12 protein-coding genes are annotated in these 13,758 nt (G+C 55.4%); 3 read left to right on the plus strand and 9 right to left on the minus strand.

What is annotated here, in order from left to right; translation table 11 throughout:
• Positions 1-12: 12 nt before the first annotated feature.
• From ACT3RW_RS03200 to ACT3RW_RS03225, 6 genes are all read right to left on the minus strand, one after another.
• Positions 13-1,290 (minus strand): ISL3 family transposase, encoded by a 1,278-nt coding sequence (locus ACT3RW_RS03200; RefSeq protein ID WP_444612499.1) that lies wholly within the window; start codon positions 1,288-1,290, stop codon positions 13-15.
• Positions 1,291-1,370: 80 nt separating this feature from the next.
• Complete coding sequence (locus ACT3RW_RS03205) at positions 1,371-1,646, minus strand: hypothetical protein (protein ID WP_444612790.1); 276 nt, start codon at positions 1,644-1,646, stop codon at positions 1,371-1,373.
• 76 nt (positions 1,647-1,722) lie between these two features.
• A complete protein-coding gene (locus ACT3RW_RS03210; protein ID WP_444612791.1) occupies positions 1,723-2,706 on the minus strand; it encodes a carbohydrate ABC transporter permease in 984 nt (327 codons plus the stop codon).
• Positions 2,707-2,712: 6 nt separating this feature from the next.
• Positions 2,713-3,594, minus strand: a complete 882-nt coding sequence (locus ACT3RW_RS03215) for an ABC transporter permease (RefSeq protein ID WP_444612792.1) — start codon at positions 3,592-3,594, stop codon at positions 2,713-2,715.
• An 86-nt stretch (positions 3,595-3,680) separates the two neighbouring features.
• The gene (locus ACT3RW_RS03220) at positions 3,681-4,724 is read right to left on the minus strand and encodes a LacI family DNA-binding transcriptional regulator (RefSeq protein ID WP_444612793.1); all 1,044 of its coding nucleotides are present in this window, start codon (positions 4,722-4,724) and stop codon (positions 3,681-3,683) included.
• Between the two features lie 152 nt (positions 4,725-4,876).
• The gene (locus ACT3RW_RS03225) at positions 4,877-5,488 is read right to left on the minus strand and encodes a DinB family protein (protein WP_444612794.1); all 612 of its coding nucleotides are present in this window, start codon (positions 5,486-5,488) and stop codon (positions 4,877-4,879) included.
• 27 nt (positions 5,489-5,515) lie between these two features.
• Between ACT3RW_RS03225 and purN the strand changes: the two genes are divergently transcribed.
• Positions 5,516-6,085 carry a phosphoribosylglycinamide formyltransferase gene (gene purN, locus ACT3RW_RS03230; protein ID WP_131090273.1) on the plus strand — a complete coding sequence of 190 codons (570 nt, stop codon included), beginning with the start codon at positions 5,516-5,518 and terminating at the stop codon, positions 6,083-6,085.
• A 60-nt stretch (positions 6,086-6,145) separates the two neighbouring features.
• Entirely contained in the window at positions 6,146-7,660 is a 1,515-nt protein-coding gene (locus tag ACT3RW_RS03235; RefSeq protein WP_444612795.1) for an SDR family NAD(P)-dependent oxidoreductase, read from the plus strand.
• 37 nt (positions 7,661-7,697) lie between these two features.
• On the opposite strand, the gene ACT3RW_RS03240 is transcribed toward ACT3RW_RS03235, so the two are convergent.
• A complete protein-coding gene (locus ACT3RW_RS03240) occupies positions 7,698-10,718 on the minus strand; it encodes an alpha-mannosidase (RefSeq protein WP_444612796.1) in 3,021 nt (1,006 codons plus the stop codon).
• Positions 10,719-10,982: 264 nt separating this feature from the next.
• On the opposite strand from ACT3RW_RS03240, the gene ACT3RW_RS03245 reads away from it, so the two are divergent.
• On the plus strand, positions 10,983-11,534 hold the full coding sequence (locus ACT3RW_RS03245; protein WP_444612797.1) for a TetR/AcrR family transcriptional regulator: 552 nt from the start codon (positions 10,983-10,985) through the stop codon (positions 11,532-11,534).
• Positions 11,535-11,679: 145 nt separating this feature from the next.
• Here ACT3RW_RS03245 and ACT3RW_RS03250 read toward each other — a convergent pair whose 3' ends face one another.
• Positions 11,680-12,177 (minus strand): hypothetical protein, encoded by a 498-nt coding sequence (locus ACT3RW_RS03250; protein WP_444612798.1) that lies wholly within the window; start codon positions 12,175-12,177, stop codon positions 11,680-11,682.
• A 143-nt stretch (positions 12,178-12,320) separates the two neighbouring features.
• On the minus strand, positions 12,321-13,658 hold the full coding sequence (locus ACT3RW_RS03255) for an MFS transporter (protein ID WP_444612799.1): 1,338 nt from the start codon (positions 13,656-13,658) through the stop codon (positions 12,321-12,323).
• Positions 13,659-13,758 lie beyond the last annotated feature (100 nt).

A 13,758-nucleotide genomic window follows, 5' to 3' on the forward strand; every position in this document is an offset into this window, starting at 1 on the left:
GGTGCAGAGTGTTCAGCACGGGCGCAGCCCTGCCGTATATAACAGTATCCGAAGGCGGTAATGCGCATGGTTCCGATAACCCCGGCCAATGCGTTTCAAGTTCTTCGCCGTCAGATTCGCTGCCTCACTCCTGGCGTTCGTCAATCTGGTTCTAACGAACACCAGCAACTCCCTGCGCCATCCGGTCAACGTCCGGAACAGCGACTTCGCCTCAACCATTGTTGTTGCTCGCACGGACTTTTCCAGCACCGCCCACCGGGATTGGAACTCATGGATATTCGTAGCTTTCAATAGTTCCCGCACATGCTCCTTGATCGCATAGATCACTCCGAGTTCCGGGTCTGATTCCAAGATCAGCTTCAACCGTTCAACCTGCTTGATCGACAAGTTCTCCAGATTGCAAGTCAATAATTTCCGGTACTTGTAAGCCGGATCAGCAGCCCGGCCACGACGATCAAAGACTTCGTGGGAGCGACGTCGGCGGACCTGGGTGATCATCAGATTCGCCCGCTGAATCACGTGGAAATGATCCACGCTAACCTTTACCTTCGGCAGATTCTCCCGCACCGCCTTGCGGAACTCCGATGACATGTCGATCGCGACGTACTGCACCCGTTGGCGCCAATACCGTGGCCGATTCTTCAGCCACCGTTTCACCGCCGTGCCGCGGCGTCCGTCCACGATATCCAGAATCTTTCCGGTATCCAGATCAGTAAACACAATCGACCACGGCTCAATCCGCACTACTTTCCCGGTCCGGCCCCGTGCGTAGCGGACTTTGCGAAACCGGTGCTCATCAATGCCGAGCCGGCGGATGAACATGCGGTCCACGTCCCCGACCAGTTCACCGATCGTGGTTAGCCGGGCCATGACCGTAGGCCAAGACACCCCATGCGCGGCAGCGACCCGGGACACTGCCCTGAGTTCGGAACTCATCTCGTCCACGAACTGTTGGGAGAGTCGTGTGGTGATCCTGGCACGGAACGGGAGTTGCTCGGTGGTTTGAACGAATGAACGGCGTTCGCAGGCCGATTCCTGGCAGGCCATACGGCGTTTGCGCACCAATACCTGCAGGTCGGTGCCGCCGACTGGCACGTCCTTCACCCGATGTATTGGTCTGGCCTGGATTCGTTGGGTGAGCACTCCACAGGTGGGGCATGCTGCTTCGGTAGCTTTGGGCTCGATGAGGGCTTGTCGTCCGTCTGCTTCGTGGGTGGCGCTGATGACGCGGTAGTCGTTGAGGTTCAACAGAATCGACGCAGCATCGATTGGCCCGGTATCCTTGAACACGGCTCGTAGTTCCTTGCTGATGTATGTCTAGACAACACTCATCTTCGCAGAGGACTGCGGGCCTTACTTCTTTTTCGGGGTCACCACGCTAAAACTTGAAGAGCCACGTTAGTGTCCTTTTCCCAGTTCTTCACCACGGTCATGGTGTTGAAGTCAGGGGCCAGCGCGGTCTTGGAACCGGAGAAGGTCAAGTCCAGCTTCTTATCAACGATCGGCAGGCCGGTGTCGTGGAAGCCGAATTCCGCTGAGGAATCCTCGATTTCAGGTGCATCGGAGCTTCCTCCGCCGCAAGCGGTGAACATCAATGTTCCGGCTAGCGCTGCAGCAAGAGCTGCATGTCGGCGATTAAGTGCCATGGTGGTTCCTATTCGGGGTGGGGTGCAGGACTAAGCAGTGGAACTTAGCCCTGCGATTGAGAGGTGAAGAGTGTGATTACTTAACTGCGCCGATCATCATGCCCTTGGTGAAGTGCTTTTGCATGAACGGCAAGGCGATCATCAGCGGCAGGCTGGAGACGACGATCATCGCGTACTTGGTCAGTTCGGCTATTCGCTGGGCCGCGGCGTAGGAGGCAATATCTCCGCCGGTGGTGCCCGTCGAGGAAACATCGGATTGGATAAGGATGTTTCGCAGAACTAGCTGGAGGGGATACTTTGAATCGTCGTTGAGGAAGATCAGAGCATCGAAGAACGAGTTCCAGTTGGCCACTACGTGCACCATGATCATCAGCATGATCAGTGGCTTTGATAGTGGAAGAACCATCTGGAAGAAGAAGCGGAAGTCATTGGCCCCATCCATCTGAGCTGCTTCACGCAATTCATTAGGGATGGTGTGTTCAAAGAATGACCGAGCGATGATCAGGTTCCACACACCAACAGCGCCAGGCAAAACTACTCCCCACACGGTGTTGAGCATGCCCAGATCCTTCACGACCAGGTACTTGGTGATCAGACCGCCATCGAAGAACATGGTGATGACAAAGAGCAACATCAAGAACTTACGGCCCGGCATATCCTTGCGAGATAGTGCGTAGGCTCCGCACAAGATGGTGGAAACGCTGATTGCCGTTCCCAGTACCGTGTAGATCACTGTATTGGTCAGGCCTGACCAGATTCGGCCATCGGTAAGGATTCGCTGGTATCCCTCGAAAGTCACTCCGGAGGGGAAGAGCCAAACCTTGCCTTCATACACTGCGTTGGGATCACTGATGGATGCGATCACGATGAAGTACAACGGGTAAACCACTGCCAAGATCGACAGGATCAGGATGGTGACCGCTGCGATAGTGAAGGTGCGGTCGGCGTAACGTTCGCGCAGGAGGCGGAACTTTGACTTGCCACCGGACTGACGATTAATCACCTTCTGTCCCTCCCGTCGAGGCGAAACTGGTGTTGCTGGAATTGTTTTTAATGACATCGGGGATCACCACAAGGTTGCTTGGTTTGCCCGGCGAGCCACACGGTTGAAGATCAACAGCAGCACCAGGTTGAGGACGGAGTTGAACAGACCGATAGCAGCCGAGTAGCTGAACTGAGCCTGCTGCAGACCAGCGTGGTAAACGTAGGTCTGGATGATTTCAGAGTTGGCGAGGTTCAGCGGAGTCTGCATCAGCAGTGCCTTTTCGAACCCAACGTTGAGCAAGTTACCGATTGCCAAGATGAACAGCACGGTGACCATTGGCATGATGCCTGGCAAATCGATGTGGCGCATGCGCTGCAGCTTGGATGCACCGTCAACCTTGGCCGCGTCGTGCAAGGCTGGATCGATGCCGGCTAGGGCTGCTAGGTACACAATCATTGAGAAGCCGGCGTTTTGCCAGATGTCAGAAATCAGGTAGACCGGGCGGAACCAGTCGGGGGATCCCATGAAGAAGATCGGTTCACCACCAGCGAGCTGGATGGCGTTATTGACCAAGCCTGAACGTGGAGAGAGCAGTACGAACATCATGCCGACTACCACCACGGTGGAGATGAAGGCAGGGGAGTACAGCACGGTTTGGGTGAACTTTTTGAACTTCTCGCTCTGCAACCCGTTGACGAGCAGCGCCAGGATGATTGGCACCGGGAAGGCAATGAGCAGACCCAGTACTGCGATCCAGATCGTGTTGCCCAGCACCTCTGTGAATTGGTAAGAATTCACAAATCTGATGAAGTGCTTCAGGCCAACCCACTGGCTTCCGGTGAAACCGTCGGTGGGGTTGTAGTTCCTGAATGCGATTTGGACACCGTACATTGGCCAGTACTTGAAGATCACGATGTAGGCCAGGGCAGGTATTAGTAATACGTATAACTGCCAGGCTGCCAAGATCTTTTTCAGCTGAAGCGAAAAGGGAACTTTGCGCTTTTTAAGTGATTTGCTAAATCGCCTGAGAGCAGCTGGTTATGATTGACTCAAGGCTTCTCCTTGGGGTGTGATACCGACGAGCGTTCAATAAGTGGGCAATCCATGAGCTTTACCTGACCATCAGGTTTAGCTCCTTGGAGGAGGAAATCCACCGCTTGTCGGCCCATTGCGGCGAAAGGTAGTTCAAGAGTTGTCAGTCCGGGGCGAAGGAACGGAGCTAGTGTGGACTGATTATCAAAGCCAATGATTGAAACATCATCAGGAATTGATACCCGCAACTCCGCTGCCGCCTGATAAACGCCCCATGCGGTGCGGTCGTTGGCACAGAAGATAGCGGTTGGCGGACGGTTGGAAGAAAGTAGTTCCCTACCGAAGGTGTAGCCATGAGTTTCTCCACCTTCGCCGAAGCGAAGCAGTGAAGGATCAACTTTGACTCCAGCTTCGTTCATGGCCTTTTGATAACCTGCGAAGCGTCCCACCGCTGCCGGTAGTCCACTTTCTAAGGTTTCGATGTTGATCATGCCTATTCGGGTATGGCCAGCGTCAAGTAACCGTCGAGTGGCGGTGTAGCCACCTTGAATTTCGTCTGGAGCGACGCTGGGGAGCTTGCCGTCTTTGTCTTGGGAGTTCAAGACGACCGAAGGGACACCGGCCAGCGCTTTGGGGACTTCAAGATAACGGTTATACATTGCCGCGTACACGACACCGGCCACCTTGTAGGAGAGCATCGTATCTAGCGAAGCGGCCTCAAGTTTTTTGTCGCCGCCAGTGTTGATGGTTAGCAGCAGGAGCCCTTCTTCCCAGGCTCTTTCCTGCGCACCTTCGATGATTGCACCAGCGAAAGGTGAGGTTGCCACCGAGTCGCCAATGAAGCCGATCATCCCTGAAACACCTTCGCGCAACACCTTGGCGTGCGCGTTGGTGCGGTATCCCAACTGTTCAACTGCATCCCAGACTCGCTGCTGAGTGTCGGCAGAGAAGCGTGATCCAGGAGCGGAATTTAGGACCAGGGAAACGGTGGCTTGGGAGACACTGGCTGCAGCTGCCACATCGTGCATTGTGGGCCCGGAAGCGGGCTTGGCTCTAGCCATCAAAGTGTCTCCCCATTGAGTGATGCGAGTTAGTTATTCGTATAACAGGGAAGAATGTATCACGGGTCACAGGGTTGGTCAATGCAGGTTTCAAGTAAATTAACTGCTGCCATAAATTTGCCGCATCGCCTACCGGAGTCCAGACGCCCGCTCTAGCTGGGCTTGGGGTCCAGATCCCACAGATGATGCACAAAATCGTGCCACGCATACTGGTTTAAAGATTCAACAGTGAAGGCCGAACCGTTTGAACGCAAACCCCGTCTGGAATAAGATTCAGCGCCGATGCTTCCCAATTTTTCGGCATAATTTGAAGCCGCGGTCTCAAGCTGCGCCGTGACGTCATCAGCAGTAAGAGCGTTGTAATTACCTTCATTGGCAGCCTGATCCTGATCCCAATTCGGGAAGGTGGGCTCATCTTGCCCAAGCATCAGATCCAGTCGCTGCGTCATGATCACCAACATGTGCGCTACGTGCGTTACATATTCCTGATCACTCCAACGCGCCGGATTTTTCCGCACGCGTGCTGCTGGATTGTGTAGCGCCGTCACATAGCGCTGAACCCCAGAGGGCAATCGCTCGATGACGTCCTTGGGAGTCACCTCGCGGACATCAACCTGGCACTCGGGGCAGACCGAGTCCAAAACGAAGGTCCAATTCTTCTGATCAGGAACAATCTCACTCATGTCGTAATCATCGTTTTTCTTTGCTCTCCACGCCAGTTTGAGACTGGCATAAGCAACAAACCTGAGCGGAATGAAAAACAAGCAAGACCAAACCGTAGAATTGAAGGCATGCGCATTGTGGTTTTGGTTTCAGGAACTGGTTCGAACCTTCAGGCAGTCATCGACGCCGTTCAGGCTGGTGAATTACCCAACGTAGACATCGCCGCGGTCGGCGCCGACAAACACGATACCTACGGTGTGCAGCGTTCGGCTGAAGCCGGAATCGAAACCTTTGTTGTGAACTTCAAGGATTACGAAGATCGCAAAGACTGGAACCATGCGCTGACAGAAAAATGCCTGTCCTACGCACCGGACTACGTTGTGTCCTCTGGATTTATGCGAATCGTCGGCGAAGAATTCATCAACGCTTTTGACGGCACATACATCAATACTCATCCCGCCTTGCTGCCTTCGTTCCCTGGCGCCCATGGTGTGCGTGACGCGCTGGCTTACGGAGTCAAGGTCACCGGCTGCACCGTACATATTGCAGATGCCGGCGTGGACACCGGTCCGATCCTGCGCCAAGAAGCAGTCGCCATCGATGATGCAGACACCGAAGACACGTTGCACGAACGCATCAAAGTTGTTGAACGCCGTCTGCTCATTGCAACCCTCGCAGACCTAGCCAAGAGCAAGTAGCGCACAGCACCACCCAGGCACACCGCGCGGAGCCACCAAGGAAGTAAAATTGGTGGCGAGATGACTGAGCAAACACCTAAAGCCGACGCGGCTTCAACGACGCAACCTTTTACCGACGCGGAGCTGGCAACGGCCCTGAAGGTGCTCTCGGTAGTACATGAACTGGATTCCGACGACGAACGGCACGTTGCTGTACGCCGCGCCACCAGCAACATGTTCAAAGCCGCCAAGCGTTTCAGAAAATCGCAGAAACGAGCAGAAATTAGTGCGGCAGACCGCGCACTGATTGAACGTACCGCAACCGGTTCACCTCAGCGCCTTGACGACGAAACCTTGGGCTTAGACCTGAGCGCTTCCACCGACGGTGATACTGCTGGCGAATTCCGCAGGCCACGCGGTTGCTACATCTGCAAGCGCCGCTACACCACCGTTGACGCCTTCCATCACTACCTGTGCCCGGACTGCGCTGCAGCAGGTCGTGAACGCCGTGATGCACGCGCGGACCTGAGCGGAAAGCGCGCACTGCTCACCGGCGGACGAGCAAAAATCGGAATGCATATCGCGTTGCGTCTACTTCGCGACGGCGCCCACACCACCATCACCACACGCTTCCCCAAAGACGCAGCCCGCCGCTTTGCGGCCATCGAAGACAGCAACCAGTGGTTGCACCGGTTGCGCATTGTCGGCATTGACCTGCGCGATCCGGCACAGGTTATCTCTCTAGCTGATCGTGTAGCCGCCGAAGGCCCGCTGGATATCTTGATCAACAACGCGGCCCAAACCGTTCGGCGCACGTCCAACTCATATCAGCACCTGATCGAATCCGAACAGCAACCGCTAGCCACCGAACTACTGGCCAGCCACGGCGGCCCGGAGCTATGGGGCGAAGCGAATCCGCCGGCCGAGCACCCCAAAGCCTTGGCCAGTGCCTTTAGGCTTGAGGATTCTGCGTTGTTGGCCCCGGAACCGCTAGGCAGCTACGACGCACAACGACTTGCAGAGCTGGCAATGAAGGCAGGCTCAGCCTCGCTGGAGCGCATTACCGCAGGCACCGCAATCGACGCCGGGGGACTGGTGCCAGATGTGGTGACAGAAAATTCCTGGACCCAGATTTTGGGCAATGTGGACGCATTGGAAATGCTCGAAGTGCAGCTGTGCAATGTCACCGCACCATTCTTGCTGGCTTCACGGTTACGACCTACCTTGGCTGCCAGTGGGGCACGACGTAAATACATTGTGAATGTCTCAGCCATGGAGGGGCAGTTCTCCCGACGCTACAAGGGTGCCGGTCATCCGCACACCAACATGGCCAAGGCCTCGCTCAATATGCTCACCCGCACCAGTGCCGAAGAAATGCTGAACACCGACGGCATCTTGATGTCTGCGGTGGACACCGGTTGGATCACCGACGAACGTCCGCATGATTCCAAGGTCCGCATGGTCGCCGAAGGCTGGCACGCACCGTTGGATCTAATCGACGGGGCGGCCCGAGTCTACCAGCCGATCGTGGACGGGGAACGCGGCATTGACCTCTATGGTTGCTTCCTCAAGGACTACGAACCCTCGCCCTGGTAAGCCACGGCGAGGCGTTCGAGCCTGAGATTCTTAATGTTTAGTCGCTGAGTTTGAAGCGCACGGTGCGCACCTCAAAAGCACTCAGTTCCAGCGGAACCGCACCATCAAGAAGATCAATAGCTGCTTGAGCCAACGAATCTTCAAGCAGGGACACGGTAGTTGCCGAGGCGTAAGCGGCATTGATCTTCAGGGCACCACGAGCACGTCGTCCCAACGACTCGTAGACTCGCACCACCAGATCCCCGCTGCGATCAGCGGACAGCTTCACACTGGAAACCACCAGGCCTTCACCGGTTACAGCAACAAGTGGTTCCACGCCTTGTGCACCCACAACAACTCGCTCTGCGCTATTGAGCAGCGCCCCAGCTTCAGTGACTGTGGCGATATCGGCGCCGATCACCAGCCCGTAGCGGTGAGTTTGAATGCCTTGATCTGTTTGCGGATCGGGGAAGCGTGGGGCGCGCAGCAACGACAGACGCATCGTGGTGGTCACGCGCGCTTCTTTGGCTTCGCGCGTGACATCAAAGCCGTAGATGGAATCGTTGATCAGCCCCACACCAAAGCCTGGTTCCTCGGCCAGCACAAAGCGGTGCATGGAGGTTTCAAACTTCGCTGCTTCCCAACTGGTGTTCATATGCGTCACTCGCTTGTGATAGCCAAACTGTGTTTCCGCGATGGTTTGCTCGGCCCGAACATCGAGTGGGAACGCGACCTTGAGGAACTTCTCGGCCTCATGCCAGTCGGTGCTTTGAGCGATATGAACTGTTCGGTCACCCGGGGCCAGGCTCAGCTGCTGAATGACCGTCGACTTCGAGAAGCCACGAGAGATGGTGATGACCTGGCTGCCATCCTCAGTCGAGGACAATTCCATGGAATTGAGTTCACGCAGGTCGGTGACCTGATTGCGGTAGTACTTATCTACGTCCCAGGCGTCCCACATGTTGGGGAAGTCTTGGTGCAGCTGCAAGAGGTTTGCCTCTTGGCCCGAAGCAATAGCCTCGCGGCCAGTGGCCAAATCTACTGCGGAGGTGATCAGTCCTTGATCACTGACCTGAATGCGGACAATGCCGTTGTCCAAGACATATCCACCACTAGCTGCGGTGGCCTGAACGGAATCCGCACAGCTAGCAGTGAGTGCTTTTGCCTGACCGAAGGACAGTGAATTACGCGTGAACGCGGCCCCGTTAAAAGCGATGGGCGTTGAGCCGTCCCCAGCAAGCTGCTGCTGTGCTGTGAGGATCAGCGCCTCAGCCTGTTCAACAACTTGTGCGTAGCGGCCTACAACTTCACGGTGTACCCAGGCGATGGAGGTGCCAGGCAAAATATCGTGGAACTGGTGCAGCAACACCGTTTCCCACAGCTCGTCTAGCTGTTCGTAAGGGTACTGCGCTCCCGTATACAACGCGGCGGTGGTTGCCCAAAGCTCCGCTTCCACCAGAAGTTGCTCAGTGCGGCGGTTGCCTTGTTTAGTCTGGTGCTGGCTGGTTAGCGTCGCGCGGTGCAATTCCAGGTACAGTTCGCCAACCCAGACCGGTGGGTTGGGAAGTTCGCGCTTAGCGCGGTCGAAGAACTTGTTGGGATGTTCCCAACGCACCTGCGCACTACCTTCAAGATTGGATAAGCGCTTAGCCTTGCCAGTCATCTCGCGAGTGGTACCGCCACCGCCATCACCCCAGCCCACGGGAGCAATGGAGTTATTGGTGATGCGCGCTTCGCGGAACTGGCGGGAAGCCTTAGCAACTTCCTCACCGGAAAGCTGAGAGTTGTAGGTGTCCATGGAGGGGAAGTGGCTGAAGATGCGAGAACCGTCAATGCCTTCCCAATCAAAGCTATGGTGTGGGAATTTGTTTTGCTGATTCCATGAGATCTTCTGGGTGAAGAACCATTCAAAACCTGCACGTCGCATCAGCTGCGGCAAGGCCGGGGAGTAGCCGAAGGAATCTGGTAGCCACACACCTTTGGAACTCACACCAAATTCGTCGCGGAAGAATTTCTGGCCGTACTGGAATTGACGCACCAAAGATTCGCCGGATGGCATCACGGTATCGGATTCAACCCACATGCCACCTAAGGGGAGGAAACGTTCGTCGGCCACCGCCTGCTTGACGCGCTCCCACACCTCGGGGCGGTGGCTCTTAAGCCATTTGTATTGTTGGGCACTGGACATTCCGTAAAGGAAATCCGGTTCATCGCCAAGTAACTCAACCATCGAGGAAGCAGTGCGTGAGACCTTGCGGATGGTTTCGCGCAGTGGCCACAACCAAGCCGAGTCGATGTGGGAGTGTCCGATAGCGGAAATCTGGTGAGCACTGTGTTCTGCCGGGGCGGCGAGAACGTCGGCTAGTTCATCGCGAGCGGCCTGAGCCGTTGAGGTAATGTCCTGAAGATCAAGAACATCCAAGGCGTTATCCAAGGCCTGAAGAATCTGCATCTTGCGCGGGCCTTGGGGCAGTTGTTCCTGCAGATCTAGGAGCACTTCAAGGTCAAGAGCTAATTCATGAACTACTGGTTCAAATACAGCCAGATCCATACGTCGGATGGTGTAGAGCTTGCGCGTGGAAGAAGTGAGAATGTCTCCCTCTTCGGTCGGCAAAAACGGGTGATGATCCAGCAATACTGGGTTGGACGCAGCCTCAAGATAGAGATCCACTAGCTCGTTGCCTTCTGCAGACTCCGTAACTGGCACCCACTGGTTGCGTGGGTTTAGCGCTTTGACGGTGTTGCCGTCAGGTCGGTAGATGAGCCCTTCGCACTGGAACCCCGTCATATTTACGTCGAAGCCCAAATCGATAATTGCTTCGACTCGGCGTGACGCCCAACTAGCGGGAACCTGGCCTTGAAGGTGGAACCATGTGGTGCCCCAAGCAGCTCCCCAAGAGGTCCCAACCTGAGCTGGAACGTAGTCCAATGCCAAGCCCTTTGTGGGTGTTACTGGTTCACCTGGAAGTTCATGCCAAGACACCTCAAGCGGGATTGAGTCCGAGTAGATGGCAGGCAGTACTCGTTCCTGCAGTACTCGTTTGACTCGACCAGTGGTCAAGGAAGTATCGTCGTGCATGGCGGCCTTTCGAAGGTCAGATCCCCAAAAACTCACGGGGTAGTTCACTGCCAGACTACCGAAAAATCACTAATGAAAGGCTATTTAGTTGAAGTGTGGGGATAGATTTCTGGCAAAAGTCTTAACGCCGTGGCAACGCTTAGCAATTTCTGGAAAGATCACTGAGTTTTGGATCCGACCAAATAGGACATCTATCTAAGACTCTCTGAGCGGCAGATGGGTAAACCCCACCGCCGCCAACACCGTGGAAAGCATAACCGGTTGATGCGCACAGATGCTTTGCAACGACGTGAAACTATTCTCCGTTCGGCCCGAGAGCTCTTTGCCCAGTACGGCGCCAACGTTGCCATGGACACCATTGCAGAACGAAGCAACGTGGGAATCGGTACCTTGTACCGCAACTTCGCGGCCCGCCCCGAGCTAGTTGAAGAAGTTACCGTGACAACCCTGCAAGAAATATTGGATGCGGCTCACCTCGCAAGGGAAAACTTGGCCCAAGAGCCACGAGCGTGGAGTAAATTCTTGGAGCAGCTGGTGCGCCTCGATCTTGGTGCGCTCAGCGAAGCGTTTGGGGGAGCCCTGCCTGCGACTCTGAATGAACGAGTGCTGACCGTGCAACGTGAATGCGCTCAGGCAGTAAATCGTGTTCTTGAACAGGCCAAAGACCAACAATTGGTGCGCAGAGATTTGAACGGCGTAGAACTGGTCACCGCCATTGGAGCAGCCACTCGACCGTTGCCACGAGCCTTCAAAAATCAGACACCACAGCTTCAGGAGCGTTTGGTGCAGATAATGCTTGACCGGTTCAAGGCGTAACCCTGGATGGAGTAGGCGAAGGCGCTGAAGTTGAGCAGTGAATTTCGCGGCCCTAGCGAGAAGAATTCCAGCAAGCGTGCCACGAGGTCGTCCCAATTTTCGCGTAACCAGCGAAACCGAGGGCGCCTCTTCACACGCTTTCGTTTCACCGCGCGCGGACCAAATTGGCGTAGGGCAACTTGCCGTACTGTGCGTGGAAGCTGTCGTGGTACTTAGCCAGTGAAGCATTCAACTCTTCGGCGGGTAATTCTTTCCACGCGATCAAGAGCTTTCCGGCTCCACGCAGCTGCCAGATCAAGCGCCCGTCCCAGTGGCCTGGTGGTTTGCCATTGCCGAAGTCGATGAATTCTTGAATCTGCCGGCGCAGCCCACGATTGCCTTGGCTGCCTGGGCTGGCCTTTCCGATGTATAGGACTTCGGTGTCGTGGACCCATTCGGCTTCTAGCTGCTCGGGTTTAAGCGAGGGGTTTTTCTTCTTGAATGTTCCAGCCGTACTGCGGTTAAGGTACCGCGGTTCATAGTCCGAGGGCGCCAAAACGACAAAAATCCCTTGACGGTGCGGGATGCGATTGATTTCAAGTGTGGCCACAGAGCGGAAGCCCGTAAATCCATCTTCCTTGAGCTGCTTCTGGTCAAACTGCATCGGTGATTTTCCCGTCGTTGTGCTCCACGATGCCAACCGCCAAGGATATTGCGACGTTGTACCTCTTGAAGAGTGGTGATCTTCTAATTGTACGAGTCGGCTCTTGGCGTCAGGCATCGAGTTCATCAATGGATTAAGGTGCGCTAGCCCAGCTGGCGGCCCATGGTTTCTGGCGCGAACTTTGCCATGAAAATGATGGCCAAGGTGACCAGTACGCTCGCGGCAATGAACAGCGTAGGCAGACCGAGCACTGGCCAGAGCGCGGCGAAAATCAGCGGCCCAAATCCGGCAGCAAAGCGCGACATGGTTGAGGCCCAACCGAATCCACTGGCGCGTAGTTCAGTCGGGTACATCTCAGAAACGTAGGCATACAGTACGGGGATGGCCACCTGAACGATGACACCAAAGACCAACACCCAACCCACTGCGGCAGCTGGAACCTTCAGGTTCAGTGCCACCATGACCAGCACTAGTCCGGAGAGCGGTGCGGAAACGGCAAGCAGCCATTTGCGGCCAACTCGTTCAACAAGGAGCGCGGCAATCACCACTCCGAGTAGACCCATTAGAGCCATGACTGCGGTGGCGAAGAATGAAGCGGACTGCGCCATTCCAGCCTCGGTCAAGATTGATGGAAGCCACGTCAGTGCCAAGTAGTAAACCAGCAGAACAGTGATGAACAGTAGCCAACTGGTCGCAGTAATTTTCCACGAGTAACGCCAGAGAGAAACTACCTGCTCATACCAACGGGAAGGACGCTCAACTGGCACTTGTTCGATGACGTAGTCACGTTTGGTGGCGCCGGTGCGTTCAACTAGGTAGTCAATCACTTCACGAGCTTCTGCCTCGCGACCTTTGGCAGCCAAGTACAACGGTGACTCTGGCACGGAACGACGTACAAAGAACACCACAAATGCCGGAAGGATCATCACAGCAAGAATCAAACGCCAGTTATCGGCTGTGGCCATCACCCAGCCGGAGACGAAGAATGACAGGGCAGCACCCACTGGCCACCAGCCATCCATTGCGGTAAGTACTCGTCCACGCAACTTAGCTGGGGTGAACTCGCCAACGAGCGCGTAATCCACCGGGATGCATCCTCCCAGCCCAAGTCCGGCCAAGAACCGGAAGGCCACAAAGAAGCCGAAGTTTGGTGAGAATGCACCGAGCACGGTGAACACTGCAAACATCAACAACGTCAGGCTGAAGGCTTTTTTGCGTCCAAACCGGTCGGCAATTCCGCCCCACACAAATGCGCCCAGTGCCATACCAACCAAGTTTGACGTGCCCAAAAGCGCTGCGGTGGGCCGGTCTAGTCCCCACTCTTGGGCGACCAATGGAATTAATGCACCGTTGAGCGTGACATCCCAGGCATCAAACATGAATCCGAGGCCACCGATGATAAATATCGAGCCTTGTACCTTCCACTTAAAGGGAAGTTCTTGTACGACGTTGGTGCCCGTAGGCGGAAGAGCAGAAGACACGAAAGGGCGCCTTTCTCAATGCGAGTGAAAGTAGTGTGTATCGCGTCGAAGCATAACCGAAAACTGTGAATTGAGCGTAGCTCTCTACGCTTCTTTGTGT

This window comes from Glutamicibacter sp. AOP5-A2-18, assembly GCF_052446055.1.
Classification (GTDB): domain Bacteria; phylum Actinomycetota; class Actinomycetes; order Actinomycetales; family Micrococcaceae; genus Glutamicibacter.

Bases quoted from the DNA above. Each gene is read 5' to 3' on its own strand.
- ACT3RW_RS03205 (WP_444612790.1), bottom strand. From the start codon at position 1,646: ATGGCACTTAATCGCCGACATGCAGCTCTTGCTGCAGCGCTAGCCGGA.
- ACT3RW_RS03210 (WP_444612791.1), bottom strand. From the start codon at position 2,706: ATGTCATTAAAAACAATTCCAGCAACACCAGTTTCGCCTCGACGGGAG.
- ACT3RW_RS03220 (WP_444612793.1), bottom strand. From the start codon at position 4,724: ATGGCTAGAGCCAAGCCCGCTTCCGGGCCCACAATGCACGATGTGGCA.
- purN (WP_131090273.1), top strand. From the start codon at position 5,516: ATGCGCATTGTGGTTTTGGTTTCAGGAACTGGTTCGAACCTTCAGGCA.
- ACT3RW_RS03235 (WP_444612795.1), top strand. From the start codon at position 6,146: ATGACTGAGCAAACACCTAAAGCCGACGCGGCTTCAACGACGCAACCT.
- ACT3RW_RS03240 (WP_444612796.1), bottom strand. From the start codon at position 10,718: ATGCACGACGATACTTCCTTGACCACTGGTCGAGTCAAACGAGTACTG.
- ACT3RW_RS03245 (WP_444612797.1), top strand. From the start codon at position 10,983: ATGCGCACAGATGCTTTGCAACGACGTGAAACTATTCTCCGTTCGGCC.
- ACT3RW_RS03250 (WP_444612798.1), bottom strand. From the start codon at position 12,177: ATGCAGTTTGACCAGAAGCAGCTCAAGGAAGATGGATTTACGGGCTTC.